The organism is Streptomyces sp. NPDC048606 (assembly GCF_040650855.1).
Classification (GTDB): domain Bacteria; phylum Actinomycetota; class Actinomycetes; order Streptomycetales; family Streptomycetaceae; genus Streptomyces.
Map to the genome: position 1 here is coordinate 30,115 of NZ_JBEZIB010000016.1, position 24,568 is coordinate 54,682.

The 24,568-nt window shown below is 73.8% G+C and carries 24 protein-coding genes and 2 tRNA genes; 15 read left to right on the plus strand and 11 right to left on the minus strand.

The window, feature by feature from the left end:
- Nucleotides 1-36: 36 nt before the first annotated feature.
- The 3 genes from AB0D01_RS18775 to AB0D01_RS18785 form a co-directional block, all read right to left on the minus strand.
- Complete coding sequence (locus AB0D01_RS18775) at nt 37-849, minus strand: chaplin (RefSeq protein WP_363056535.1); 813 nt, start codon at nt 847-849, stop codon at nt 37-39.
- 179 nt (nt 850-1,028) lie between these two features.
- Nucleotides 1,029-1,262 (minus strand): chaplin ChpH, encoded by a 234-nt coding sequence (chpH, locus tag AB0D01_RS18780; protein WP_362877285.1) that lies wholly within the window; start codon nt 1,260-1,262, stop codon nt 1,029-1,031.
- A 137-nt stretch (nt 1,263-1,399) separates the two neighbouring features.
- On the minus strand, nt 1,400-2,740 hold the full coding sequence (locus AB0D01_RS18785; RefSeq protein WP_363056537.1) for a M20/M25/M40 family metallo-hydrolase: 1,341 nt from the start codon (nt 2,738-2,740) through the stop codon (nt 1,400-1,402).
- Between the two features lie 153 nt (nt 2,741-2,893).
- Here AB0D01_RS18785 and AB0D01_RS18790 point away from each other — a divergent pair.
- Nucleotides 2,894-2,978 (plus strand) — tRNA-Leu (locus AB0D01_RS18790).
- 152 nt (nt 2,979-3,130) lie between these two features.
- Nucleotides 3,131-3,215 (plus strand) — tRNA-Leu (locus AB0D01_RS18795).
- Between the two features lie 184 nt (nt 3,216-3,399).
- Here AB0D01_RS18795 and AB0D01_RS18800 read toward each other — a convergent pair.
- The 3 genes from AB0D01_RS18800 to AB0D01_RS18810 all read right to left on the minus strand — a co-directional run bounded on the left by AB0D01_RS18800 (nt 3,400) and on the right by AB0D01_RS18810 (nt 7,609).
- Entirely contained in the window at nt 3,400-4,839 is a 1,440-nt protein-coding gene (locus AB0D01_RS18800) for an amino acid permease (RefSeq protein ID WP_363056539.1), read from the minus strand.
- 219 nt (nt 4,840-5,058) lie between these two features.
- Nucleotides 5,059-6,603 carry an APC family permease gene (locus AB0D01_RS18805; protein WP_363056541.1) on the minus strand — a complete coding sequence of 515 codons (1,545 nt, stop codon included), beginning with the start codon at nt 6,601-6,603 and terminating at the stop codon, nt 5,059-5,061.
- 58 nt (nt 6,604-6,661) lie between these two features.
- Nucleotides 6,662-7,609 (minus strand): hypothetical protein, encoded by a 948-nt coding sequence (locus AB0D01_RS18810; RefSeq protein ID WP_363056543.1) that lies wholly within the window; start codon nt 7,607-7,609, stop codon nt 6,662-6,664.
- Nucleotides 7,610-7,881: 272 nt separating this feature from the next.
- Here AB0D01_RS18810 and AB0D01_RS18815 point away from each other — a divergent pair, with 272 nt between their 5' ends.
- Complete coding sequence (locus AB0D01_RS18815) at nt 7,882-8,313, plus strand: ASCH domain-containing protein (protein ID WP_363056545.1); 432 nt, start codon at nt 7,882-7,884, stop codon at nt 8,311-8,313.
- Between the two features lie 99 nt (nt 8,314-8,412).
- Here the strand turns inward: AB0D01_RS18815 and AB0D01_RS18820 are convergent, their stop codons facing one another.
- The gene (locus tag AB0D01_RS18820; RefSeq protein ID WP_363056547.1) at nt 8,413-10,068 is read right to left on the minus strand and encodes an FAD-binding dehydrogenase; all 1,656 of its coding nucleotides are present in this window, start codon (nt 10,066-10,068) and stop codon (nt 8,413-8,415) included.
- Between the two features lie 84 nt (nt 10,069-10,152).
- Between AB0D01_RS18820 and AB0D01_RS18825 the strand changes: the two genes are divergently transcribed.
- From AB0D01_RS18825 to AB0D01_RS18860, 8 genes are all read left to right on the plus strand, one after another.
- The gene (locus AB0D01_RS18825; protein WP_363056549.1) at nt 10,153-10,683 is read left to right on the plus strand and encodes an NUDIX domain-containing protein; all 531 of its coding nucleotides are present in this window, start codon (nt 10,153-10,155) and stop codon (nt 10,681-10,683) included.
- 74 nt (nt 10,684-10,757) lie between these two features.
- A complete protein-coding gene (locus AB0D01_RS18830; RefSeq protein ID WP_363056551.1) occupies nt 10,758-11,156 on the plus strand; it encodes a DUF202 domain-containing protein in 399 nt (132 codons plus the stop codon).
- Nucleotides 11,157-11,248: 92 nt separating this feature from the next.
- Nucleotides 11,249-11,533, plus strand: a complete 285-nt coding sequence (locus AB0D01_RS18835; RefSeq protein WP_363056738.1) for a DUF202 domain-containing protein — start codon at nt 11,249-11,251, stop codon at nt 11,531-11,533.
- 71 nt (nt 11,534-11,604) lie between these two features.
- Entirely contained in the window at nt 11,605-11,901 is a 297-nt protein-coding gene (locus AB0D01_RS18840) for a hypothetical protein (protein WP_363056553.1), read from the plus strand.
- 133 nt (nt 11,902-12,034) lie between these two features.
- Nucleotides 12,035-12,946: an MBL fold metallo-hydrolase gene (locus AB0D01_RS18845; protein WP_363056555.1), complete on the plus strand. Its 912-nt coding sequence runs from the start codon at nt 12,035-12,037 to the stop codon at nt 12,944-12,946.
- 189 nt (nt 12,947-13,135) lie between these two features.
- On the plus strand, nt 13,136-14,185 hold the full coding sequence (locus tag AB0D01_RS18850) for a phosphotransferase family protein (RefSeq protein ID WP_363056557.1): 1,050 nt from the start codon (nt 13,136-13,138) through the stop codon (nt 14,183-14,185).
- 13 nt (nt 14,186-14,198) lie between these two features.
- Nucleotides 14,199-15,449 carry an acyl-CoA dehydrogenase family protein gene (locus AB0D01_RS18855; RefSeq protein ID WP_363056559.1) on the plus strand — a complete coding sequence of 417 codons (1,251 nt, stop codon included), beginning with the start codon at nt 14,199-14,201 and terminating at the stop codon, nt 15,447-15,449.
- 142 nt (nt 15,450-15,591) lie between these two features.
- On the plus strand, nt 15,592-16,230 hold the full coding sequence (locus tag AB0D01_RS18860; RefSeq protein WP_363056561.1) for an acetate uptake transporter: 639 nt from the start codon (nt 15,592-15,594) through the stop codon (nt 16,228-16,230).
- Nucleotides 16,231-16,282: 52 nt separating this feature from the next.
- Here the strand turns inward: AB0D01_RS18860 and AB0D01_RS18865 are convergent, their stop codons facing one another.
- From AB0D01_RS18865 to AB0D01_RS18875, 3 genes are all read right to left on the minus strand, one after another.
- Nucleotides 16,283-16,894: a TetR/AcrR family transcriptional regulator gene (locus tag AB0D01_RS18865; protein ID WP_363056563.1), complete on the minus strand. Its 612-nt coding sequence runs from the start codon at nt 16,892-16,894 to the stop codon at nt 16,283-16,285.
- Between the two features lie 61 nt (nt 16,895-16,955).
- The gene (locus tag AB0D01_RS18870; RefSeq protein ID WP_363056565.1) at nt 16,956-18,713 is read right to left on the minus strand and encodes an AMP-binding protein; all 1,758 of its coding nucleotides are present in this window, start codon (nt 18,711-18,713) and stop codon (nt 16,956-16,958) included.
- Complete coding sequence (locus AB0D01_RS18875) at nt 18,698-19,471, minus strand: SDR family NAD(P)-dependent oxidoreductase (RefSeq protein WP_363056567.1); 774 nt, start codon at nt 19,469-19,471, stop codon at nt 18,698-18,700. Before AB0D01_RS18875 ends, AB0D01_RS18870 begins: the two co-directional genes overlap by 16 nt.
- A 133-nt stretch (nt 19,472-19,604) precedes the next feature.
- Here AB0D01_RS18875 and AB0D01_RS18880 point away from each other — a divergent pair, with 133 nt between their 5' ends.
- The 4 genes from AB0D01_RS18880 (at nt 19,605) to AB0D01_RS18895 (ending at nt 24,067) form a co-directional block, all read left to right on the plus strand.
- Complete coding sequence (locus AB0D01_RS18880) at nt 19,605-20,888, plus strand: DUF1343 domain-containing protein (protein WP_363056569.1); 1,284 nt, start codon at nt 19,605-19,607, stop codon at nt 20,886-20,888.
- Nucleotides 20,889-20,985: 97 nt separating this feature from the next.
- Nucleotides 20,986-22,416: a serine-threonine protein kinase gene (locus AB0D01_RS18885; RefSeq protein ID WP_363056571.1), complete on the plus strand. Its 1,431-nt coding sequence runs from the start codon at nt 20,986-20,988 to the stop codon at nt 22,414-22,416.
- A gap of 152 nt (nt 22,417-22,568) precedes the next feature.
- Entirely contained in the window at nt 22,569-23,168 is a 600-nt protein-coding gene (locus tag AB0D01_RS18890; protein WP_363056573.1) for a hypothetical protein, read from the plus strand.
- Complete coding sequence (locus AB0D01_RS18895; protein ID WP_363056575.1) at nt 23,165-24,067, plus strand: 3-keto-5-aminohexanoate cleavage protein; 903 nt, start codon at nt 23,165-23,167, stop codon at nt 24,065-24,067. The genes AB0D01_RS18890 and AB0D01_RS18895 overlap by 4 nt, the downstream gene beginning before the upstream one ends.
- Here the strand turns inward: AB0D01_RS18895 and soxR are convergent.
- Nucleotides 24,042-24,491, minus strand: coding sequence for a redox-sensitive transcriptional activator SoxR (soxR, locus tag AB0D01_RS18900; RefSeq protein WP_363056577.1), 450 nt, complete (start codon nt 24,489-24,491; stop codon nt 24,042-24,044). The two genes, AB0D01_RS18895 and soxR, sit on opposite strands and share 26 nt — an antisense overlap.
- Between the last annotated feature and the right edge of the window lie 77 nt (nt 24,492-24,568).

Consider the following 24,568-nt stretch of genomic DNA (forward strand, 5'->3'; position numbering starts at 1 on the left):
GACCCCGGGGGCCGGGATCCGCGTCGTGAGCGTGCGTCAGGCCGCGTTGCGGGCCCGGCGGTAGAGCACGGCTCCGGCCAGCAACAGTCCGCCCGCGAGCGGAACCCCGGCCGTCAGGGCGTCACCGGCGCCGGTGGCGGCGAGGCCGGGGCCCCGGTCACCCGTGCCCGGCTGCGGGGCGGTGGCGCCCGGCCCCGTGCCGGGGTTCTGCACGCCCGGCGCACCGGGGGTGCCGCCCGGGGTGCCCGGAGTCTGACCGCCCGGGTTCTGCGTACCCGGCGTGCCCGGGGTCTGCGCACCGGGGGTTCCGGGCGTCTGGCCGCCCGGGTTCTGCGTGCCCGGGGTGCCCGGCGTCTGACCGCCAGGGGTCTGGCCGCCGGGGGTCTGGCCGCCCGGCGTCTGACCACCCGGCGTCTGACCACCCGGCGTCTGGCCACCGGGGGTCTGGCCACCGGGGGTGTGCCCGCCCGGCGTACCCGGGTTCTGGCCGCCCGGGGTGTGTCCACCCGGCGTACCCGGGTTCTGGCCGCCCGGGTGACCCGGGTGACCGGGCTGCCCCGGCTCCTCCTCGCAGGGCTCGTCGTCCCCGCCGCCGGGGTGCCCCGGGTGTCCGGGGTGCTGCGGCCCGCCGGGCTTGCCCGACGCGTTGGCGCAGTGGTTCCCGAAGGCCGGGTTCAAGAGGCCGATCACCGAGACCGTGTTGCCGCAGACGTTCACCGGCGCGTCCACCGGAGCCTGCACGTTGTTGCCGGACAGGAGGCCCGGAGAGTTCGCGGCGTGTCCGGACGCTCGGGAGTCCGCCTGCGCCTGACCACCCGCCAGCGCGAGGACACCCCCCGCGGCCGCCATCGTGATCAGTGTCTTCCTCGTGACCTGAACCGGTCGTCGCATCTGTACTCGTCCCCTGGTGTGTACGTGTTCGGCCAGGCTCCCCCGCCTGATGTGCCGAAAAGTGAGATTCCGGGCCGGAAAAGCCCGGCGGCCCCGGGACGCTGGAATGCGTCCCGGGGCCAGAACCTTCAGTCGCGTCAGGCGTTGACGCAGGTGTTGCCGAAGGCCGGGTTCAGCAGGCCGATCACGGAGATCGTGTTGCCGCAGACGTTGACCGGGATGTGGACCGGAACCTGGACGACGTTGCCGGACAGGACGCCGGGGGAGCCGATGGCCGCACCCTGGGCGCCCGCGTCGGCGACGGCCAGACCCGCACCCGCGAGAACCAGACCACCGGTGGCAGCCGCAGCGGCGACAACCTTCTTGAGCATTGTTCCTCCTAGTAGGCAAGTGCGGTCCCAGCCGCGGACCGCACCACCTGTAACGAGGAGGGATCACCAGGGCTACGAGCGTATGAGCGCATTCACTCTTCTCAGTGCAATGCGCACACCTTCGCGATTCTTCGGCGTTATGCCTCGTCGATGAAACGGTCGAGCACGCGGACGCCGAACTTCAGGCCCTCGACCGGCACCCGCTCGTCCACGCCGTGGAACATCCCGGCGAAGTCCAGCTCCGGCGGCAGCTGGAGCGGCGCGAAGCCGAAGCAGCGGATGCCGAGGTCGTCGAAGGACTTGGCGTCGGTGCCGCCGGACAGCATGTACGGCACGGCCCGCGCGATCGGGTCCTCCGCCTTCAGGGCGCCCTGCATGGCGTCGACGAGGCGGCCGTCGAAGTCCGTCTCCAGGGCCTTGTCCCCGTGGACGTCCTCGCGCTTCACGCGCGGGCCGAGGATCCGGTCGAGGTCGGCGAAGAACTCGTCCTCGTAGCCCGGCAGGAAGCGACCGTCGACGTGGGCCGTGGCCTGGCCGGGGATGACGTTGACCTTGTAGCCGGCGCCGAGCATGGTCGGGGCGGCCGAGTTGCGCAGCGTCGCGCCGACCATCTTGGCGATGCCGCCGAGCTTGGCGAGGGTGGCGTCCATGTCGTCGGGGTCGAGCGGGGTTCCGAGCGCGTCCGAGAGCTCGTCGAGGAAGGACCGTACGGTCTTCGTCACGCGCACCGGCCACTGGTGGCGGCCGAGGCGGCCCACGGCCTCGCACAGCTCGGTGATGGCGTTGTCGTTGTTGGTCATGGAGCCGTGACCGGCGGTGCCCTCCACCGTCAGGCGCATCCAGTGCATGCCCTTCTGGGCGGTCTCCACGAGGTACAGGCGCAGGTTCTCGTTCACCGTGAAGGAGAAGCCGCCGACCTCGCCGATCGCCTCGGTGACGCCCTCGAAGAGGCCGGGGTGCTTGTCGACGAGGTGGCGGGCGCCGTAGACGCCACCGGCCTCCTCGTCGGCCAGGAAGGCCAGCACGATGTCGCGCGGGGGCTTGCGCCCGCTGCGCATGCGGTCGCGCACGACGGCCAGCGTCATCGCGTCCATGTCCTTCATGTCGACGGCGCCCCGGCCCCACACGCAGCCGTCGGCGATCTCGCCCGAGAAGGGGTCGTACGTCCAGTCCGCCGCGTTGGCCGGAACGACGTCCGTGTGGCCGTGGATCAGCAGCGCCGGTCGGGAGGGGTCCTCGCCCTCGATGCGGGCCACCGTGGAGGCGCGCCCCTTGTGCGACTCGAAGATCTGCGGCTCCAGCCCGACCTCGGCGAGCTTCTCGGCGACCCACTCCGCCGCCTTGCGCTCGCCGGGGCCCGAGTGGTCCCCGTAGTTGCTGGTGTCGATCCGGATGAGGTCCCGGCAGAGGTCCACGACCTCGTCCTGGCCGGAGACGGTCCTGCCCGCGCCCGTTGCGCTCACGCTGCTTCCTCCCACTGATCGGTACCGGCTGCCTCCCCCATCCTCGCGCGCCGGGCCCGTCTCCCCAAGGCCGAAGCCCGGCCGGCGGGGGTGTGATCGAGGACCCCGGACTGTTTGGTAATGTTTTCCACGTCGCCGCGGCCCGCAAGGGTGCGCGGAAGGCACCCGGTCCGGGTGGCGGAATGGCAGACGCGCTAGCTTGAGGTGCTAGTGCCCTTTATCGGGCGTGGGGGTTCAAGTCCCCCCTCGGACACAGCAGAGAAGGACCCCGCTTCGGCGGGGTCCTTCTCGTTTTCCGCCCGCGGGGCTCCGGCCCCGGAACCGGGCGTGGACGGCGGACCTGGAATGTTTGGTAATGTTTCCCTCGTCGCAACGGCCCCGCAAGGGTCGGCGCGGACACACCCCGTCCGGGTGGCGGAATGGCAGACGCGCTAGCTTGAGGTGCTAGTGCCCTTTATCGGGCGTGGGGGTTCAAGTCCCCCCTCGGACACAACGGAGAAGGACCCCGCTTCGGCGGGGTCCTTCTCGTTTTCCGCCCGGGTTCTCCCGCCGCAGGCACCGGGCCGTGCGCCGGAACGTGCTCCCGGCCGTGCGCCGGAGCGCGGCGGCCACGACGAGGCCCCCGGGCCGGGAGGGGTTCCCGGCCCGGGGGCCTCGTCGTGCGTACGGGTGCGTCAGTCGCGGGTCGAAGCGATCTCGGCCACCCGGCGGCGGACCAGGAACCAGCCGCCGACCAGGGCGGCGGCGATGGCCGGGAGGAACATGACGGTGGTGCGTCCGACGCCGCCGTCGCTCCACATGAGCACCAGGACCGTCACGAGGAAGACCAGGGTGACGATCTGCGTGTACGGGGCCCACGGGAGGCGGTACGCGGGGCGGTCGACCAGGCCCTTGCGGGAGCGCTGCCAGAAGAACAGCGAACAGAGCATGACCATCGCCCAGGTGCCGAGGATGCCGATGGAGGCCAGGTTCAGGACGATCTCGAACGCCTCGCCCGGCATCCAGTAGTTCAGGCCGACGCCGGCGACGCCGAAGGCGGCGGTGAACAGGACGCCGCCGTAGGGGACCTTGCCCTTGTTCATGACGCCCGTGAACCTGGGCGCGGAGCCGGACATCGCCATCGAGCGCAGGATGCGGCCGGTGGAGTAGAGGCCGGAGTTCAGGCTGGAGAGCGCGGCGGTCAGGACGACCAGGTTCATGACGCCGGCGGCGCCGGGGACGCCGAGCTTGTCGAAGACGGTGACGAAGGGGCTCTGGTCGGCCGAGTACGCCGTGTACGGCAGCAGCAGGGCGAGCAGGACCACGGAGCCGACGTAGAAGAGGCCCACGCGCCACATGATCGAGTTGATCGCCTTCGGCATGATCTTCTCGGGGTTCTCGGTCTCACCGGCGGCGACGCCGCACAGCTCCACGGAGGCGTACGCGAAGACGACGCCCTGGATGACCAGGAGCATCGGCAGGACGCCGGAGGGGAAGAGGCCGCCGTTGTCGGTGATGTTGGCGAGGCCCGGGGTGTTGCCGCCGATGTCGTGGCTGGTGGCGACGAGGTAGATGCCGACGATCAGGAAGATCACCAGGGCGGCGACCTTGACCAGGGAGAACCAGAACTCCATCTCGCCGAAGTACTTCACCGAGATCAGGTTCGCGGTGAGGACGACGGCCAGGGCGATGAAGGCGAGGACCCACTGGGGGACGTCGGTGAACATCGACCAGAAGTGGGCGTAGGTCGCGGCGGCCGTGATGTCCGCCACGGTGGTGGTGGACCAGTTGAGGAAGTAGAGCCAGCCGGCCGTGTAGGCGCCCTTCTCCCCCATGAACTCGCGCGCGTAGGAGACGAAGGCTCCGGAGGACGGGCGGTAGAGGACCAGCTCGCCGAGGGCCCGGACCACGAAGAAGGCGAAGACGCCGCAGACCGCGTAGGCGATGGCCAGCGAGGGGCCGGCGCCGGCGAGGCGGCCTCCGGCGCCCAGGAACAGGCCGGTGCCTATCGCCCCGCCGATCGCGATCATGTTGATGTGGCGGGACTTGAGGTCCTTGCTGTAGCCCTCGTCACCGGCGTCGACGTGGCGGACGGACGCCTCGGCGGGGGCCTCGGTCAAGGTGCGGTCACTCATACGGGACTTCGCCTTCGTGGTTCGGACAGGCAGGTCCGGGCGCGGCGCGTGGGGAGCTGGGTGGTGTCCCCCGTGCCGCGTTCCGGTGATTTTGTCGCCCCAGGAGACCATGAGGTTCGGCCACCCGCCAAAATCGGCCCCTGACGCACGGGAGCCCCCGGCGACCATGGAAACGGTCGCCGGGGGCTTCGTACGGGCTCGGATCGCAGGCCTGCGGCCTCAATCGCGCGGGGTGGCCTCCGCCGCCTGGTCGAGGCGGAAGGCTTCGTTGCCGAGGCCGATGCGGGCGTGCGCCTCGGGGCGGCGGGACTTCAGGAGCAGGCCGTGGGCGAGGCCGGCCAGGGCGGCGACGAGGATGATCGCGGGCAGGGCCCAGGAGAGGGCGGAGCCCTCCTCGGCCCCCACGAGGACGCCGAAGTCCTTCACGGTGTAGAGGGCGATGCCCACGAGGGCGATCCCGGCGAGGCCCGCCGCGACGAGCCGCCACACCTGGGCGCCGGCGGTGCCCCTGCGGACGAAGAAGGCGATGACGGCGAAGGAGGCGGTGGCCATGAGGGAGGTCACGCCGAGGGCGCCGACGCTGCCCATCCAGGTGAACAGGTGCAGGACGGGCGCGGTGGGGTCGCCGGTCGGCAGGTCGTCGGTGAGCGCGAAGGCGAGGACGACGACGAGGGCGATGACCGTCTGGAGCAGGGAGCCGGTGGCGGGGGCGCCGGTGCCGGGGTTGGTGCGGCCGAAGCGGGCCGGGAGGAGGCCCTCGCGGCCCATGGCGAAGGCGTAGCGCGCGACGACGTTGTGGAAGCTGAGCATGGCGGCGAACATGCCCGTGACGAAGAGCACGTGCAGGACGTCGGTGAAGCCGGCTCCCAGCCGGCTCCCGGTGAGTTCGAAGAGGAGGCCGGGGCCGGCCTCGGCGGAGGCCTTGACGACGGCGCCGGGTCCGGTGGCGACGGTCAGGGCCCAGGCGCTCAGGGCGAAGAAGAGGGCGACGAAGCCGATGGCGAGGAACATCACGCGGGAGACGACGATGTGCGGCTTGCTGGTCTCCTCGGCGTAGACCGGGGACTGCTCGAAGCCGACGAAGGCGGCGATGCAGAAGCACAGGGCGGTGCCGAGGCCGGCGCCGGAGAGGGCGGCGGGGTCGAAGGCGCCGAGGGAAAGGCCTTCGGGGCCGGGCTTGCCGAGGGCGGCCACGTCGAAGATGACGACGAGGGCGCACTCGATGAGGAGCAGGACGCCGAGCACCTTGGCGTTGAGGTCGATCTTCAGCCAGCCGAGGGCGCCGGTGGCGGCGACCGCGAGGAGGGCGGGGATCCACCAGGCGAGTTCGACGTCGAGGTAGGTGGCGAAGAGGCCGGAGACCTCGAAGCCGAGGATGCCGTAGACGCCGACCTGCATGGCGCTGTAGGCGACGAGGGCGACGAGCGAGGCGGCGGCGCCGGCGGTGGGGCCCAGGCCCCGGGCGATGTACGCGTAGAAGGCGCCGGCGTTGTGGACGTGCCGGCTCATCTCGGCGTAGCCGACGCCGAAGAGGGCGAGGACGACGCCGAGGATCACGAAGAGCAGGGGCTGGCCGACGATGCCCATGACCCCGAAGATCGTGGGCATGACCCCGGCGACGACCATCAGGGGGGCGCTGGCGGCGAGTACGGAGAGCAGCAGTCCGGCGGTACCGAGGCGGTCGGCGCGAAGGGCCCGGTCCTGGCCCTTGTACGTGCGTATCTCGGCCTCGGCGGGGAGCGTGGTGGATCTGCCCGTCGGCATGGCGGGATCCTTTCGGGGGTGTCGGTCCGGGTGCGTTCCGTGCGTGGGACCCAGGGGGCTAGGGGGTGCCGAGCGCGGCGCTGCGCGCGGCGAGGAAGGCCTTGTGGGGGTCGCGGTCCGGGTAGGACCAGGGGGCGCGGGTGGCGTGGCTGCCGATGCGGTGGAAGAGGGCGGCGGCCTCGGCGGGCCGCCCTTCGCAGAGCTTGGCGTGGGCGAGGAAGTTGAGGTCGACCCGGTTGCGCGGGTGGTCCTCGCGTTCCCACTCCAGCCACCAGTCGAAGGCGGCGCGCAGGACCTGGCGGGCGCGGCGGCCGGTCCAGTGCTCGATGGCGGCCTCGGGCAGCGCGCTGCCCCGGTCGGCGGCGAGGACCCGGTAGCGCTCGGAGTGGGCGATCACGGGCAGGACGGCGAGCGGGGAGTCGGCCGGGGACTCCTCGGCGGCCCAGGCGGCGAAGTCGTAGACCTCGTGCAGGGGGTCGCGGCCGGCGGCGGGGGTGCGCTCGGCGAGCTTGGCGACCATCAGGTGGTGGGCGTGGTGGTGCTCGCGGTGGCGGGCCCGGACCTGGTCGAAGTGGCGGCTGAACTCCTCCTCGGTGCCGAAGGTGCCGCAGAGCAGCAGCAGGCCCAGCCAGGGGGTGGGGTCGGCGGGGTGCAGGGCGGCGGCGCGCCGGCAGGCCTCGTCGGCGGCCTCGGGCGTGCCCTTGCCGCGCAGGGCGGCGAAGACGGCGGCGCAGGCCAGCAGGGTGGCGGCGTCGGCGCTCTCCGGTTCGGCGAGGAGCCATTCGCGGGCCCAGGCGCCGGCGGCCGGGGTCTCGGCGAGGACGACGACGCGGTGGCCCCGGCGGTCCCAGTCGTCGCCGGTGCCGACGAGCAGGGAGCGGGCCCGGGCCCACCGCCCCTGGGCGAACTGGGTGCGTACGTCGACCAGTTCGGTGTCGCCGAGGGCGGGGTCGAAGAGTTGGGCGTCCCGCTTGCGGGCGCGGCCGAGGGGCGGCGGCGGGGACATCCGCGGGTTCCCTCCAGGACGCGGGCACGGGTGGGCGCCGTACGCGGGGGCGCACGGGGTGGTCTCGGGGCGGTGCGGCCGGTTCGTGTCTTCGTGAAACCGGATGATCACGCACAGCAAACCGGTAGGCAGCGCTCCGCGTCAAGGTCCGTCCCGGTGGGTGGCGGGTTTCAACTGGTGTGGAAGGTGGACGAGTTGGGGCGGATGTGGCGACGATCTCCGGCCGTTCAAACCGATGGAGGGGCGCGGGGGGGCGCCCGTAGGGTGATCACATGACGAGCTACGAGGAACTGCGCCCGTTCGAGCTGGGCTTCCCCGGGCCGCTGCGCGACCAACTGGTGGCGGCGGTGTTGAGCGGGGCGAAGACGACGACGACCGGGCTGCTGGAGGAGTACGAGGCGGTCGGGGAGCCGTTGCCCGTGCCGGGCGAGCGGGTGGCGCTGGTGGACTCCGACGAGCGGACGGTGGCCGTGCTGGAGGTGACGGAGGTGCGCGTGCTGCCGCTGGCCGAGGTGGACCTGCGGCACGCGCTGGACGAGGGCGAGGGCTACGGGTCCGTGGCCGAATGGCGTACGGCACACGAGGGGTTCTGGCACAGCGAGCCGGTGCGGGCGGCGGTGGGCGACCCCCGGTACACGGTGGGCGACGCCACCCCGGTCGTCGCCGAGCGCTTCCGCCTCGCCGAGGGCCCCTTCGCGCTCTGAGCCCTCGGCGGGCGGTCCGTACGGGTGGTCCGTGCGGGCGGTCCCGTACGGGTGGTTCCGTGCGGGTGGTTCCGTGCCGGTGATCCGTCGGGATCGACGTCAGACGGTCGCCGCGGCGGCCGCCCGGCCCGCGGCGCGGCCCGAGAAGATGCAGCCGCCGAGGAAGGTCCCCTCCAGGGCGCGGTAGCCGTGGACGCCGCCGCCGCCGAAGCCGGCGGCCTCGCCGGCCGCGTAGAGCCCGGGGAGCGGCTCGCCCCCGGGGGTCAGGACACGGGAGGAGAGGTCGGTCTCCAGGCCGCCGAGGGACTTGCGGGTCAGGATCGAGAGGCGGACGGCGATCAGGGGTCCCGCCTTCGGGTCGAGGATCCGGTGGGGGGCGGCGGTGCGGATGAGCTTGTCGCCGAGGTAGCGGCGCGCCCCGTGGATGGCCGTGACCTGGAGGTCCTTGGTGAAGGGGTTGGCGATCTCGCGGTCGCGGGCCACGATCTCGCGGCGGACGGTGTCCTCGTCGAGGAGGTCCTCCTTGGTGACGGCGTTCATGCCGCGCACGAGGGAGGCGAGGTCGCGTTCGACGACGAAGTCCGCGCCCTGCTCCATGAAGGCCCTGACGGGACCGGGGACCGCCTGCCGGGCCCGCTCGACGACGCCCCGTACGGACTTGCCGGTCAGGTCGGGGTTCTGTTCGGAGCCGGAGAGGGCGAACTCCTTGCCGATGATCCGCTCGTTGAGGACGAACCAGGTGTGGTCGTGGCCGGTGCGGGTGATGTGGTCGAGGGTGCCGAGGGTGTCGAAGCCGGGGAAGAGCGGCACGGGCAGCCGCCTGCCGGTGGCGTCGAGCCACAGCGAGGAGGGGCCGGGCAGGATGCGGATGCCGTGGCGGGCCCAGATCGGGTTCCAGTTCTCGATGCCCTCGGTGTAGTGCCACATCCGGTCCTTGTTGATGTGGCTGGCGCCGGCGGCCTCGGCGATGCCGAGCATCAGCCCGTCCACGTGGGCGGGGACCCCGGACAGCAGTCGCTTGGGCGGGGTGCCGAGGCGGGCGGGCCACTGGGTGCGGACGAGGTCGTGGTTGCCGCCGATGCCGCCGCTGGTGACGACGACCGCCTGGGCGCGCAGGGTGAAGGTGCCGGTGCTCTCGCGGCCGCTGGCGGTGCCCCGTACGGCCCGCGAGGGCGCCAGTACCTCGCCGGTGACGGTGTCCAGGGCGCCGGCGGTGGTGGCGAGGCCGGTGACGCGGTGGCGGAAGGCGAGCCGGACCAGGCCCCGGGCGACGCCGGCGCGGACCCGGCGCTCGAAGGGTTCGACGAGGCCGGGGCCGGTGCCCCAGGTGATGTGGAAGCGGGGGACGGAGTTGCCGTGGCCGTTGGCGTCGTAGCCGCCGCGCTCGGCCCAGCCGACCACCGGGAAGAAGCGGACGCCCCGGGCGTGCAGCCAGGGCCGCTTCTCGCCGGCGGCGAAGTCCACGTAGGCCTCGGCCCAGCGGCGCGGCCAGGCGTCCTCCTCGCGGTCGAAGCCGGCGGTGCCGAACCAGTCCTGGAGGGCGAGGGCGCGGCTGTCCCGGACGCGCATGCGGCGTTGTTCGGGCGAGTCGACGAAGAACAGCCCGCCGAAGGACCAGTGGGCCTGGCCGCCCATCGACTGCTCGGGTTCCTGGTCGAGGAGGATCACCTTGCGCCCCGCGTCGACCAGCTCGGCGGTGGCCACGAGGCCCGCGAGGCCCGCTCCGATCACGATCACGTCAGCGTCGTACGTCATGCGTTGCCCGTCCTCCGGTCGGTGGTGGGGCAGATCCTTTGCTACGGAGCGGTAACCCGTCAACAGCGGTGCTTGGATGAGGACGTGAACGCTGCTGACGAGGTACTGGACGTGGTGGACCGGGACGACCGGGTGGTCGGGCGGGCGCCACGGGGCGAGGTGTACCGCCGGGGACTGATCCACCGGTGCGTGTTCGTGCTGGCCACGGACGGGCGGGGGCGGGTCTTCGTGCACCGGCGGACGGCGACGAAGCTGGTCTTCCCCTCGCACTACGACATGTTCGTGGGCGGGGTGCTGGGCACCGGGGAGGAGTACGGGGCGGCGGCGCTGCGGGAGGCCTCGGAGGAGCTGGGGGTGAGCGGGCTCGAAGCGCCGACCCCGCTGTTCAAGTTCCTGTACGAGGGTCCGGGCGGGGCCTGGTGGTCGTACGTGCACGAGGTGCGGTGCGGGCGGCCGGTGGCTCCGCAGGCCTCGGAGGTGGACTGGCACGCGTGGCTGTCGCCCGGGGAGCTCGACCGGCGGGTCGCGGACGGGCGGTGGCCGTGGGTGCCGGACGGGCTGGAGGCGTGGCGGCGGCTGGCGGCGTGGCGGGGGTCGGGGGCGGCGCGGGGGTGAGGGCGGGGCGGCGCGGGGGTGAGGGCGGCGGGGTCGTTCCGGGTTCGCGCGGCCGTCCACCGTAGATTGGTCCGATGATCGGTTTCGTCAAGGACGTGCGCCTCTGGTTCGCGCCGCAGCGGCTTAGGGACGAGGGCGACACCCCGGACTACCGCTTCTCGCTCGCCAACGAGCGGACCTTCCTGGCCTGGATCCGGACCGCGCTGGCGCTGGTGGGCGGCGGGTTCGCGGTGGACCAGTTCCTGCCGGACCTGCGCTGGGGGGTGCGGGTCTCGATGGCGTTCGCCCTGCTGGCGGTGGGCGCCGCCTGCGCGCTGCGGGCGGTGAACCACTGGGCGCGGTGCGAGCGGGCGATGCGCCGGGGCGAGGACCTGCCGGTGTCCCGCTTCCCGGTGGTGTTGAGCCTGGGGGTGGGGCTGGTCGCGGTGGCGATGGTGGTGGTCGTGCTGCTGGGTTGGACGACGGGGCGGTGAGCGGCGCGCGGCCGGTTCCGGGGCTCGGGGCGGGCTCGGGAGCGGCGTCCGGGTCGGGCGGGGCGGGTGGCGGCGAGGCGCGGGACGCCGGGTTGCAGCCCGAGCGGACGCGGCTGGCGTGGCGGCGTACGACCCTGGCCGCCTCGGTGGTGGCCGTCCTCGCGATCCGGCAGACGCTGCACGGCTCCGGTTCCCCGGTGGAGGTGGCCGGCGCGGCGGTGGTCACGTTCGTCTGGCTGGCCTTCCTCGGGGTGGCGCACCGCCGGATCCGGGCCCTGGCGGCGGCGCGTCCGCCCGGACTGGCGCCGCGCGCCGCGTCGGCGCTGGTGGCGTGCACGGCGGCGCTCGCCCTGCTGGCGGTGGCCCTCGTCCTCTGAACCGGCGGGAGGGGCGACACGAGGGGGGACAGAGCGGACACGACGGGCGTATCGGGTCTAGCCTCGGCGCCATGACGACCCTGCACCACGAACACCCCACGCACACCCACACGCACGGTCCGGCCTGCGGGCACCGGGAGGTGCCGCACGGCGACCACGTGGACTACGCGCACGACGGCCACCTGCACCGGGAGCACTCCGGCCACTGGGACGAGTGCGAGGCCCCGGAGCACAGCACGCACGAGGCGCACCCGCACGCGCACGGCGCGGACTGCGGCCACGAGTCCGTGACGCACGGCGACCACGTCGACTACCTGCACGACGGGCACCGGCACGCCGAGCACGACGGACACTACGACGACCACTGACAGCCGCTGACAACCGCTGACGACCCCCGGCGGGCCCCGACGGCGCCCGCCCCCGCGCCACCCGCCCTCCCCCGGGCCGGCGACGGCCGGCAGGATGCCGACCGTCCGTCAAAACGACCCGGGGAGAGCGTCCATGACCGTCGAAGAGCCGTACCTCGTCCAGCCCGCGCCCGGCGTGTACGCGTACGTGCAGCCGGACGGCGGCTGGTGCCTGAACAACGCGGGCTTCGTCTCCGACAGCGGGCGGACGCTGCTGGTCGACACGGCCGCCACGGAGCGGCGGGCGCTGGCCCTGCGGGCGGCCGTCGAGGCGGCCGGGGCGCCTGCCCCGGACACGGTGGTGAACACCCACCACCACGGTGACCACACCTACGGCAACGGGGTGTTCGCCGACCGGGCGGTCGTCGTCGGGCACGAGAACGCGCGCACCGAGCAGCTCGCGGCCGGAAGGCAGCTGGAGCTGATCTGGCCCGACACGGACTTCGGGTCGGTGGAGATCACCGCTCCGACCCTCACCTACACCGACCGGCTGACGCTGCACGTCGGCGGGACCGAGGTCCGGGTGATCCACCCGGGCGTCGCGCACACCACCGGGGACTCGGTGGTGTGGCTGCCGGCGCAGCGGGTGGTGTTCACCGGCGACCTGATATTCGCCGGGGGGACGCCGTTCCTGGCGATGGGCTCGCTGTCCGGTTCGCTGCGGGCGCTGGAGCTGCTGCGCGCGCTGGACGCGGAGACCGTCGTACCCGGGCACGGGCCGCTGACGGACCCCTCGGCGTACGAGGCCACGGAGAGGTACCTGCGGTACGTAGCCGAGCTGGCGCGGGAGGGCCGGCAGAAGGGGCTGACCCCGCTGGAGACGGCCTGGCAGGCCGATCTCGGCGAGTTCGCCGGGTGGCGGGAGAGCGAGCGGCTGGTGGCGAACGTGCACCGGGCCTACGCGGAGCTGGCCGGGGAGCCGGAGGGCTGCGCGCTGGACATCATGGCGGTGCTGCGGGACATGACGGTGATGAACGGCGGGACGCCGATCCTGTGTCACGCGTGAGGTGACGGCGGGTACGACCGCAGGCGGGCCGGGGGAGTTCTCGGGCCGGAGGAGTCCTTCGGCCCGAGGGGTCCTTCGGCCCGAGGAGTTCTTCGGCCCGCCCTCTGGACGGCATACCGACTGGTCGGCATGATGACCCGGAGAGCAGTCCGGTGTCGTCCACGTCCCCAGCCCACGGAGGTGCCCCGCATGACGTCGACCCCACGGGATCCGCAGGATCCGCGCGGACTCGATCCGGTCCGCCTGCGTGCCCACCTCGACGCCGCGCGTCCGGGCCTCGTCGCCGGGCCGCTCGGCGGCCGGCTGATCGAGGGGGGCCGGTCGAACCTGACGTACGAGGTCACCGACGGCACCTCCCGCTGGGTCGTGCGCCGGCCGCCCCTGGGCCACGTCCTGGCCACCGCGCACGACATGCGGCGCGAGCACCGGGTGATCTCCGCGCTGCGCGGGACGGCGGTCCCGGTGCCGGGAACCGTGCTGCTGTGCGAGGACGAGAGCGTGCTGGGCGCGCCGTTCTACGTCATGGAGTACGTGGACGGGGTCCCCTACCGGACGGCGGAGCAGCTCGCGGAGATCGGGCCCGAGCGGACCCGGCGGGCGGTGCTCGGCCTGGTGGACACGCTGGTCGACCTGCACGCGGTCGACCCGGAGGCGGTGGGCCTGGGCGACTTCGGCCGCCCCGAGGGCTTCCTCGACCGGCAGCTGCGCCGCTGGGGCAAGCAGCTCGCGGCCTCCCGGGGCCGGGAGCTGGCCGGGGTGGACGAGCTGCACTCCGCCCTCGGACGGTCGCTGCCGTCCTCCCCCGCCCCGACGGTGGTGCACGGGGACTTCCGGCTGGACAACGTCTTGATCGGCGGCCCGGACGACGCGGTGCGCGCGGTGCTGGACTGGGAGATGTCCACGCTGGGCGATCCGCTGACGGACCTGGGGCTGTTGGTCATGTACAGCTCGGACCTGGGCCTCGGCGACTCCCCCGTGAGCACCACGAGCCGCGCGCCGGGGCATCCGGCGCCGGCCGAGCTGATCGAGCGGTACGCCGCCCGCTCGGGGCGGGACACGGGCGCGATCGCCTGGTACACCGCGTTCGCCTGGTTCAAGCTCGCCGTGATCCTGGAGGGCATCCACTACCGGTACACGCTCGGACAGACCGTGGGCGCGGGCTTCGACCGGATCGGGGAACTGGTCCCGGTCTTCATCGAGCACGGCCTGACCGCTTTGCAGGACCTCCAGGAAGGCTGAGGAGCCGATCAGCATGGATTTCGCATTCGACGCCCGGACCGAGGAACTCCGCGAGCGGCTGCTCGCGTTCATGGAGGAGTACGTCTACCCGGCGGAGGCCGTCGCCGCCGGGCAGCGCGCGCGGCTGGCCTCGCCCTGGGACACCCCGGCCGTGTTCGGTGAACTGAAGGCCGAGGCGCGCCGCCGGGGACTGTGGAACCTCTTCTTCGTGGACCCGCACGGCTCCGGGGACGGCGGGGGCCCCGCCCACCCGACGTACGGCGCCGGGCTGACCAACCTCCAGTACGCCCCGCTCGCCGAGATCACCGGCCGCAGCCCGCACCTGGCCCCGATGGCGACCAACTGCGCGGCCCCGGACACGGGGAACATGGAGCTGCTCGCGCAGTTCGGCGACGAGGAGCAGCGCAAGCGGTGGCTGGAGCCGCTGCTGGCCGGGGAGATCCGCTCCGCCTTCGCGATGACGGAGCCGGAGGTGGCCTCCTCGGACGCGTCGAACATCGAGACGCGGATCGAGCGGGTGGGTGACGAGTACGTGGTCACGGGCCGCAAGTGGTTCATCTCCGGCGCCATGAACCCGGACTGCCGGATCCTCATCGTGATGGGCAAGACCGATCCGGACGGCGCCGACCCGCGCCGCCGGCAGTCGATGATCCTGGTCCCCCGCGACACCCCCGGCGTCGAGGTGCGCCGGGCCATGACGGTGTACGGGTACGAGGACCACGACCACGGCGGGCACGCCGAGGTCGTCTTCGACGGGGCCCGGGTGCCGGCGGCGAACCTGATCGGTGAGGAGGGCGCGGGCTTCGCCATCGCCCAGGCCCGGCTCGGGCCGGGGCGGATCCACCACTGCATGCGGCTGATCGGGATGGCCGAGCGGGCGATCGAGCTGATGTGCCGGCGCGCCGTGGACCGTACGGCCTTCGGGAAGCCGCTGGCGGCGCAGGGGGTCGTGCAGAACTGGATCGCGGATGCCCGGGTGACCGTCGAGCAGCTGCGGCTGCTGGTGCTCAAGACGGCCTGGCTGATGGACACCGTCGGCAACCGGGGCGCGCACACCGAGATCCAGGCCATCAAGATCGCCACCCCGCGCGCGGTGGTGCGGATCCTGGACGACGCGGTGCAGCTGCACGGGGCGGGCGGGGTCAGCCAGGACTTCCCGCTGGCCGAGCTGTGGGCCGCGGCGCGGACGCTGCGGCTGGCCGACGGACCGGACGAGGTGCACCAGCGCTCGCTGGCCCACCGGGAGCTGAAGCGGCACCGCTGAGGAGCGGGGGCGGGGGCAGGGGCAGCGGGGGCACGGCGGGGCGGCGGGGTTGGAGGGGTCGGAGGGGTCCCTTCCGGGTGGTTTAGACCACTCCGAAGGTCCGATATATTCGTTATACCCCCCACCGAAAGTGCACATCGTCATGCCCAGCACCACCGCGGCCCCCGCCGCGACCGCGCCGGTGACCCCGGCCGCCGTCGTCCCCGCCACCGCCCCGCAGGCCCCCCGCCTGGCGAACCCCGGTCCGCTTGGCCTGGCCGCCTTCGCGCTGACCACCTTCGTCCTCAGCCTCTTCAACTCGGGGCTGATCACGAACACCGCCCTCAGCGCCGTCGTGCTGCCGCTCGCCCTCTTCTACGGCGGGCTCGCCCAGTTCGTCGCGGGCCTCATGGAGTTCCGGCGCGGCAACACCTTCGCGACGACCGCGTTCGTCTCGTACGGCGCGTTCTGGATGTCCTTCGCCGGCTACGTGAAGTTCGTGGTCCCCGCGCTGCCGGCCGATCAGGCGCACGTCGCGACCGGCTGGTTCCTCGTCGCCTGGTTCGTCTTCACCGCCTACATGGCGATCGCCGCGCTGAAGCTGGACCTGGCGCACCGACTGCTGTTCGGCGTCCTCGCGCTGACCTTCCTCTTCCTCGCGCTCGGCGACCTGTCGCAGGTCACCGCCCTCGGCCGGGTCGGCGGCCTCCTCGGCCTGCTGTGCGCCGGGATCGCCTGGTACGTCTCCTTCGCCGTGGTGGCCGAGGAGACCTGGGGCCGGCGGGTCCTCCCGCTGGGCTGAGCCGGCGGGGTCGAGCCCGCCGGGCCTGCCGGCCCGCCCGGAGCTCCCCGACTCAGGGGCGCAGGGAGCGCAGCAGGAGGTCGGCCAGGTGGTCGGCCACCTGGTGCGGGGTCAGCGGGCCGTCCGTGCGGTACCAGGTCGACAGGTGGTGGACGGAGCCGAAGTAGTAGTCCACCACCAGGTCGGCGGGGGTGGCCGTGGAGAACACCCCGGACCGCTGGCCCTCCTCGACGAGCGCCCGGAACCGTTCGTGGTAGCGGCGGCGTTCGGCCCGTACCTGCTTGTTCTTCTCGGGGCTGAGCTGGTGCATCGACCGGAAGAAGATCATCGCGTCGTCGAGGTTCTCGATCGTGGTGACCACCACGTCCGCGGCGGCGGACCTCAGCCGCTCCTCCACGGGGGCCTCGGATCCGGCCACCGCGTCGAGCCGCTGCTGCTGGAGGCGCAGCATCCGCGCGTACACCTCGTGCAGCAGGTCGTCCTTCGAACCGAAGTAGTGGTAGAGCGCGCCCTTGGTGACACCGGCCGCCTCGACGATCTCCTGCACGGAGGTGCGGTCGTAGCCCCGATCGGCGAACAGCCTGGTGGCGACGGCCAGCAGCCGCTGCGGCACCGGGATCTCGCGGTCGCCTTCCTCGGGCTCCGTGGTGCTCCTCGCGGCCATGGGCTCGCCTCCCTCTCGTGATCGCTCTACTGACGCGGACCGTACGACCGTCCGACTGTTTTCAGCCGCGCTCGCGCAGTTCCCGTCGCAGGATCTTGCCACTCGTGGTCTGGGGAAGAACAGGCAGGATCTCGACCAGGCGCGGGTACTTGTACGCGGCGAGGCGCTCGGCGCAGTACGCGGAGAGTTCGGCGGGTCGGACCGAGGCGCCCGGACGCAGGCTCACGTAGGCCTTGACGCTCTCGCCGCGGTAGGGGTCGGGTACCCCGACGACGGCCGCCTCGCGGACGGCGGGGTGGGTGTAGAGGACGTCCTCCACCTCGCGCGGCCAGACCTTGAAGCCCGAGGCGTTGATCATGTCCTTCTTGCGGTCGACGACGTACAGCCAGCCGTCCCGGTCCATGAACCCGACGTCTCCGGTGCGCAGTTCGCCGTCCGGGAAGGTCTCGGCGCTCTCCCGGGGCAGCCCCCAGTAGCCGGGGACGACCTGGGGGCCGCGGACGGCGATCTCGCCGGTCTCGCCGAGGGGCAGTTCGGCGCCGTCCTCGTCGAGGATCCGTACGAGGGTCTGCGCGCCGGGGACGCCGACCGAGAGGGTGCCGGAGACGGGGTCGACGGGGGCTTCGAGGTGGACGGGGACCGAGGCGCAGGGGGCGGTGCACTCGGTGAGGCCGTAGCCGTTGCGGAGGTGGAAGCCGAAGTCGGCGCGCAGGCGTGCGACGAGCGCGGGCGGGAGCGGGGCCCCGCCGGAGGACAGCACCTGGAACGACGCGAAGTGGTCCCGGGACGCGGCGGGGTGCGCGGCGAGGGCCGTGAAGGCGGTGGCGGGTCCGATGGCGTAGGCGGGGCGGTGTTCGAGGAAGGCGTCGAGGACGGTGCCCGCGTCGAAGCGGTGGGCGAGGACCAGGGTGCCCGCGTTGACGAGACAGGCGGCGAGTTCGCAGACCAGGCCGGTGATGTGGAAGAGCGGGGCGAGGGCGAAGTAGCCGGAGCCCTCGGGCAGGGGGTGGCCGGTGACCTGACGGGTGGCGTTGTAGGTGAGGGCGCCGTGGGGGTTGAGGGCGCCCTTGGGGGTGCCGGAGGTGCCGGAGGTGTAGCTGATGAGGGCGGTGTCGGAGGCGGTGAGGCGGGGGTCGGGGGGCGCGGGGTGACCCCGGCGGGCCGTGGTGGCGAGGTCGGCGGGGGCGGGTCCGGGGCTGTCCGCGCGCGGGCCGGGGACGGCGGGGGCCGACGCCGGGGCCGACGCCGGGGCCGACGTCGGCGCCGGGAGGACGCGCGGGTCGTCGCGGGTCTGGAAGTCCCGGTCACGGGCGGTCAGGGTGATCCGTACGCCCGTGTCCCGCGCGGTCTCCCGCAGGTACGCCTCCCACGCGCGCTCCTCGCAGACCAGCGCGACCGCGCCGGAGTCGCGCAGGATGTGCCCGGCCTCCGCGGCCTTGTACATCGGGTTGAGCGGGACGACGACGGCCCCCGCCTTCCACGCGGCCAGGGCGGCGAGCACGAAGTGCGGGGTGTTCTGGAGCATCACCGCGACCCGGTCGCCGCGCACGACGCCCCGCTCCGCGAGGTGGCCGGCCAGGGAGTCGGACAGCGCGTCGGCCTGCGCGTAGTCGACGCGGCCGTCGAAGTAGGCCAGGGCGGTGCGCTCCGGGGCCCGGGCCACGGCCCGCCGGAAGGCGTGCAGCACGCTGGGCGCGGGGTCGATCGGGGCGCGCTGCGCGGGGCTGAGCCGTCCCAGCCAGGGCATGGCGGCGTAGGGGGAGGCGCCGGCCGAGGTCGCGGCCGGCCGGGGCGGTGTCGTCGTCACGATGCCTCCCATTTCCGCTGGAGGTGGTTCATGGAGGCCAGCCAGCGGTCGGGGTCGCTCGCGCGGGTGACGTGGTAATCCGCCACCTCGGGGTGCGGGAGGATCAAGAACCGGCCTTTCTCCATGCCGTCGAACAAGGCGTCCGCGACCGCGTCCGGCTCGATCGCGGTCGGCGCCAGGACGAGTTCGCCCGCCGAGCCCGCGGCGGTCAGCATGTCGGTGCGCACGCCTTGCGGGCAGATGGCGTGGACCCGGACGCCGCGGTGGCGGTAGGTCAGCGACAGCCATTCGGCGTAGGCGAGGGCGCCGTGCTTGGTGACACTGTACGGGGCCGCTCCGATCATGGTCAGCAGTCCCGCCGCGGAGACGGTCGACACGAACCGGCCCTCGCCCCGCTCCAGCCAGTGGGGCAGCAGGGTGCGGACGGCACGGACGTGGGCCATGACGTTGGTGTCCCAAGCGGCCTCCCAGACGTCCTCGTCCGCGAACGCGTCGCCGCCCGAGGCGAGTCCGGCGTTGGCGCAGTAGACGTCGACCGTGCCGCCGAGGGCCTCCCGGGCCCGCTCGGCGACCGTGGAGGCGTCGCCGGGCAGGGCGAGGGCCCGTTCGCCGATCGCCTCGGCGACGGCGGCGGCCCGGTCCGGGTCGAGGTCATTGACGACGACGGTGGCGCCCTCGGCGGCGAAGCGTCGGGCGAGGGCGGCTCCGATGCCGCCGCCCGCGCCGGTGACGACGACCCGTCGGTCCTGGTACGCGCCGCTCTCGCTCATGGGGTCACCTCTCGCCGGGTCCTGCCGGATGGAACGGGATCCCGGCAGACTAACCAGTCGGTATGTCCGGCGGAAGGGGGTGCGGGCGGCGTGGGTCGGGTCGGATCCGCGGGCGAGGGCCTAGCGTGTTCGGATGACGCTGTCGCGACGCGGGGTGCTGGGACTGGCGGGGGTCGTGGGTACGGGAGCCGTGGGCACGGGGGCCGTGGCGGGGGCGGTGGGCGCGGGGGCGCCCGCGTGGGCCGCGCCGCCCGCCGGCGCGACGGACCGGGTGCGGACCGGCTTCGAGGAGCTGGCCGCCGGGGGGTACGCGTCGCTCGCCGGGCAGCGCGTCGGGGTCGTCACCAATCCGACGGGGATCACGGCGGACGCCCGTCACCTGGTGGACGTCCTGCACGCCGACGAACGCGTCGACCTGGTCGCGGTGTTCGGGCCCGAGCACGGGTTCCGGGGCACGGCGCAGGCCGGTGGTTCGGAGGGCGCGGGGCGCGATCCGGCGACGGGCCTGCCGGTGTACGACACGTACGGCGCGAGCGGGCAGAAGCTGGCGGACCTCTTCACGGCGGCGGGGATCGACACGGTCGTCTTCGACATCCAGGACGTGGGGGCGCGCTTCTACACCTACGTCTGGACCCTCTACGACTGCATGCGCGCGGCCGCGCTCGCCGACAAGGCGGTCGTGGTGCTGGACCGGCCCAACCCGGTCGGTGGCCGGCGGGCGGCCGGGCCCGTGCTGGAACCCGCGTACGCGAGCTTCGTGGGGCGGGAGCCGATCGCGCTCGCGCACGGGATGACGGCGGCGGAGCTGGCCCTGCTGTTCAACGGGGAGTTCCTGGGCGGGAAGCCGGCGCGGCTGCGGACGGTGCGCATGTCGGGCTGGCGGCGGGAGTCCTTCTTCGGGGCGACCGGGCTGCCGTGGCTGCCGCCGAGCCCGAACATGCCGACGCCGGACACGGCGCTCGCGTACGCGGGGACCTGCCTGTTCGAGGGGACCAACCTGTCCGAGGGGCGGGGCACGACGACCCCCTTCGAGGTGGTGGGGGCGCAGGGCGTGGACCGGCGGTGGGCGGAGGCGGCGAACGCGTTGGAACTGCCCGGGGTGTGGTTCCGCGAGACCTGGTTCACTCCGTCCTTCTCCAAGCACGCGGGGAAGGTGTGCGGCGGGGTCCGGTTGGTCGTGCACGACCGGGAGGCCTTCGACCCGGTCCGGGCGGGGATCGGGCTGCTGGTGACGGCGCGGCGGGTGTGGAGCGGCTTCGAGTGGCGGGCGGACCACTGGATCGACCGGCTGACCGGCACGGACCGGGTGCGGACCCTGGTCGACGCGGGGGCGGGGGTCGAGGAGGTCGCGGCGGACTGGGCGGCGGGGCTGGCGCGGTTCGCCGCGATGCGGGAGGAGTACCTGCTCTACCCGTGAGCGGGCCCCGAACCGGTGGTGCCGCGGGGCTGGTCGGGAAGGGCGGGCGGCGGGATGCTGCGGACGACACGGGAGGCGCGGCGCGGAGGGGGACGTCATGGCGGGGATCGGGGCCGTGGGCGGGTTCGGGTTCGGCTTCGGGTTCGGGGCGGGGCCCGGGTCCGGGGCGGGATCGGCTGCCGGGGCGGGGGCCGTGGCCGGGGCCGCGGGCGGGATCGGGATCGGGGTGGGTCCGTACCGGGAGCTGGTCTTCGACGCGCACGGGGACGTGGATCCGACGACGCGGGAGGCGGTGGCCCGGATCGAGGCAACGGACCTGCTGGTCTTCGCCCACGGGTGGAACAGCGACCGCGCGACCTCGATCCGCCTGTTCGACCGGTTCTTCGCCCCGTTCCCCGGACTGGTGGGGACGGGGGTACGGCTGGGGTACGTGGGGGTGGTGTGGCCCTCGATCCGGTTCTCCGACGAGCCCATACCCGACTTCGACCCGCCCGGCGCCCTGGCCGAGCCGGGGTACGGGACGGCCCTGGATCCGGGCACCCGTCGGGCGCTCGGGGAGTTCTGGCCGGGGCGGGAGGCGCAGCTGGACCGGGTCGCCGAACTGTTGGAGGAGCGGCCGGAGTCGGAGGCGGCGCTCGTGGAGTTCGGGGCGCTGGTACGGGAGCTGGCCGGGGTGGACGGGGCCGCGACGGCCGCCGCGGTGGAGGTGCCGGCCCTGTTCGCGCTGGACGTGCTCACGGTGTGCCGGGACCTCGCGCGGGCCCTGTCCGAGGCGGGCGCCGGGGATGGTGGCGGGGGCGGGGGCGAGGTGGCCGACGGCGAGGGAGCCGGGGGCGTGGCCACCGGGTACGCGCTCGGCGGCGGGCTGCGGGCCCTGTGGGGCGGGGCCAAGGAGCTGCTGCGCCAGGCTTCGTACTACGAGATGAAGAAGCGGGCCGGGGTGGTCGGGGAGCGGGGGCTCGGACCGCTCCTGACCGACCTGGCCCGCCGCCGGCCCGCCCTGCGGGTGCACCTGATCGGCCACAGTTTCGGGGCCCGCCTGGTCTCCTTCTCGCTGCGCGCGGCCCCGGACGGCTCCCGCCACCTCGGCTCCCTGACCCTGCTCCAGGGCGCCTTCTCGCACTACGCCTTCAGCGGCCGGCTGCCCCACGACACGCGGCGCGGCGGGGCCCTGGCGGGGCTCCAGCGCAGGGTGACCGGACCGGTGGTGGCCTGCCATTCCCCCCACGACTCCGCGCTGCGGCTCTTCTATCCGATGGCCTCCCGGATGGCGGGGGATTCGGCCGGACTGCTCGGTTTCGACGCGCGGTGGGGCGCGATCGGGCACGACGGGGTCCGGGACGTGCCGGGCGCGCCGCGGCTGACCCTCGACGCCGCCCTGCGCGGGGGGTTGCCGTCGACCGGTTGCGTCAGTGTGGACGCGGGCTCGGTGGTGCGGCGGGGCGGCGCCCCGTCGGGGGCGCACAGCGACATCTGCCACGAGGAGCTGGCCCGGATCGTGGTGGCGGCGGGGCGCATGGGGCGCTGACTTCCGGCCATGTGCCACCCGCACGCCTCGACCGCCCCCGCATGCGCCCACATCCGACAGGGCATGTTGGGCACGTCGGGGAGGGCTGCTTCGTTCGACGGGGTAGCGCGGACTCAGGTGTGGGGCAGGGGCACGGCGGAGGTGAAGGTGCGATGGCGGGTTTTCGGAGTCTGGCCTATCAGGTGCGCGACGCGCGCAACGACCGGGCCCTGCGGCGCCATTCGCTGCGCCGCTGCCTGGAACGGTTCGCCCCGTACGGGCACAGGGCCACGTGGTGGCACCTGTGCGACCGGCACGGGATCGCCCCCGAGGACCGGGGCGCGGATCCGCTCAGGCTGGTCGCGGCGTTGGAGGAGTTGGAGGACGCCCGAGCGGTCTGGTTGGAGTACGAGAGGCAGTTCGCGGCCCGGCGCAGACGGGAGAAGCACGACGGTGTGCGCAGGCCGGAGTGGGCGTGGGGCGGCAGCGGGGACGCGGTGGTGCGGTGCGCGGATCCCGGGGTGCGGCCGGAGGGGACGTTGGGCGAGGTGCTGCGGCGGCTGGTGAGGGCGCTGGAGTCGGAGCCGGGGACGGCGTGCCCGGTGTGCGGGGAGCGGGAGCTGAGCTGGCCGAGCGCCCTGTCGGGGCCCGGGTCGTGGGCCGGGGCGTGGGCGTGGGACGGGCCGGTGTGCGGGGGGTGCGGGATCGTGGTGCCCAGACCGGCGCTGGCGGACGCGCCGGCGGTGCACAGGGCGTCGGCGGGCGCGGCGTGAGCGCCCGGGCGGGAAGCGTTGCGGGGGCGGGGTACGGCGCGGGGCTCGGCGGCTTCGCGGGCCTGCCCCGGGGCGGTTCTTCGCTCCAGGTGGTGCTGAACGGCGAACGCGGCGGCGCCGACGGGCCGGCGGTGCCGATGTCGCCGCGGGACCTGGCGCGGTCGGCGTCGGCCGCGGTCGCCGCCGGGGCCGGGGAGGTGCTGGTGCACCCCAGGACCCCGTGCGGCCGGGTGAGCCTGTCGGCCCGTGTGGTGGGGCCGCTGTTGGCGGAGTTGCGCGACGCGGGGGTGCGCGTACCTCTGTCGGTTCCGACGGACGCCGACGGGGAGCCGGATCCCGGGGCGCGGATCGAGCGGGTGCGGTCGTGGACGGTGCTGCCGCAGCGGGCGACCGTACGGTTCGGCGAGCCGGGGGCCCGGGACGTGGCGGGCGCGCTGCTGGCGCGCGGGATCGCGGTGGACGCGGTGGTGCCGCTGGGCGGCGGGGCGGGTCCGGAGCCGTTGGCCCGCTTCCTGGAGTGGGCCGCGCCCGACCGGGGGCCGGTCCGGCTGGTGGCGCAACCGGCCGACGCGGCGGCGTTGGCCGGGTTGTGCCGGCTGCCGCCGGTGCGGATCATGCTGTTCGGCCGGGAGGCCGCCGCCTGGACCGTGTTGCGGGCGGCCGCGCGGTGCGGGGCGGACGCGCGGATCGGCGTGGGTGACGTGCTGCGCCTGCCGGACGGGGCGCCCGCCCGCTCCAACGCCGAGCTGGTCGCGGCGGCCCGCGAGGAGATGGCCCGCGCGGCCGGTGCCGCGGGGGTCCCCTCCCCCGTGACCGGGACCCCGATCGCGCACGCGCCCGGGACCACGATCGCGCCCGCGCCCGCGCCCGCGCCTACGACGACAGCCGGGAGCCGGTGATCCGTTCGCCGAAGACGTCGTCCGGGTTGGACAGGGCGCAGTTCTCCAGGGAGAGGCAGCCGCAGCCGATGCAGTCCGTCAGGTGGTCGCGCAGCCGCCCGAGTTGATTGATGCGCTGGTCCAGCTCGGCACGCCAGTTCTCGGACAGGCGCGCCCAGTCCTCCTTCGTGGGGGTGCGCTCCTCCGGGAGTTGGGAGAGCGCGTCCCTGATGCTGGAGAGCGGAATGCCCACGCGCTGCGCCGCCCGCACGAAGGCGACCCGGCGCAGCGCGTCACGGGTGTAGCGCCGCTGGTTTCCGGAGGTGCGGCGGCTGCTGATGAGGCCCTTGGTCTCGTAGAAGTGGAGCGCCGAGACGGCCGCTCCGCTGCGGGCGGACAGCTGGCCGACGGTGAGTTCGTGGACTTTTTCGGGAATCTGCGGCACGCCACCGAGCGTAGCCGGGCGTCCGTTGACATACACATACGGCCCCAGCATGCTGAGCAAGCGCTTATTCATCCAGC

Bases quoted from the DNA above. Each gene is read 5' to 3' on its own strand.
- AB0D01_RS18775 (WP_363056535.1), bottom strand. From the start codon at position 849: ATGGCGGCCGCGGGGGGTGTCCTCGCGCTGGCGGGTGGTCAGGCGCAG.
- chpH (WP_362877285.1), bottom strand. From the start codon at position 1,262: ATGCTCAAGAAGGTTGTCGCCGCTGCGGCTGCCACCGGTGGTCTGGTT.
- AB0D01_RS18800 (WP_363056539.1), bottom strand. From the start codon at position 4,839: ATGAGTGACCGCACCTTGACCGAGGCCCCCGCCGAGGCGTCCGTCCGC.
- AB0D01_RS18805 (WP_363056541.1), bottom strand. From the start codon at position 6,603: ATGCCGACGGGCAGATCCACCACGCTCCCCGCCGAGGCCGAGATACGC.
- AB0D01_RS18810 (WP_363056543.1), bottom strand. From the start codon at position 7,609: ATGTCCCCGCCGCCGCCCCTCGGCCGCGCCCGCAAGCGGGACGCCCAA.
- AB0D01_RS18815 (WP_363056545.1), top strand. From the start codon at position 7,882: ATGACGAGCTACGAGGAACTGCGCCCGTTCGAGCTGGGCTTCCCCGGG.
- AB0D01_RS18820 (WP_363056547.1), bottom strand. From the start codon at position 10,068: ATGACGTACGACGCTGACGTGATCGTGATCGGAGCGGGCCTCGCGGGC.
- AB0D01_RS18830 (WP_363056551.1), top strand. From the start codon at position 10,758: ATGATCGGTTTCGTCAAGGACGTGCGCCTCTGGTTCGCGCCGCAGCGG.
- AB0D01_RS18840 (WP_363056553.1), top strand. From the start codon at position 11,605: ATGACGACCCTGCACCACGAACACCCCACGCACACCCACACGCACGGT.
- AB0D01_RS18845 (WP_363056555.1), top strand. From the start codon at position 12,035: ATGACCGTCGAAGAGCCGTACCTCGTCCAGCCCGCGCCCGGCGTGTAC.
- AB0D01_RS18850 (WP_363056557.1), top strand. From the start codon at position 13,136: ATGACGTCGACCCCACGGGATCCGCAGGATCCGCGCGGACTCGATCCG.
- AB0D01_RS18855 (WP_363056559.1), top strand. From the start codon at position 14,199: ATGGATTTCGCATTCGACGCCCGGACCGAGGAACTCCGCGAGCGGCTG.
- AB0D01_RS18860 (WP_363056561.1), top strand. From the start codon at position 15,592: ATGCCCAGCACCACCGCGGCCCCCGCCGCGACCGCGCCGGTGACCCCG.
- AB0D01_RS18865 (WP_363056563.1), bottom strand. From the start codon at position 16,894: ATGGCCGCGAGGAGCACCACGGAGCCCGAGGAAGGCGACCGCGAGATC.
- AB0D01_RS18870 (WP_363056565.1), bottom strand. From the start codon at position 18,713: ATGGGAGGCATCGTGACGACGACACCGCCCCGGCCGGCCGCGACCTCG.
- AB0D01_RS18875 (WP_363056567.1), bottom strand. From the start codon at position 19,471: ATGAGCGAGAGCGGCGCGTACCAGGACCGACGGGTCGTCGTCACCGGC.
- AB0D01_RS18880 (WP_363056569.1), top strand. From the start codon at position 19,605: ATGACGCTGTCGCGACGCGGGGTGCTGGGACTGGCGGGGGTCGTGGGT.
- AB0D01_RS18885 (WP_363056571.1), top strand. From the start codon at position 20,986: ATGGCGGGGATCGGGGCCGTGGGCGGGTTCGGGTTCGGCTTCGGGTTC.
- AB0D01_RS18890 (WP_363056573.1), top strand. From the start codon at position 22,569: ATGGCGGGTTTTCGGAGTCTGGCCTATCAGGTGCGCGACGCGCGCAAC.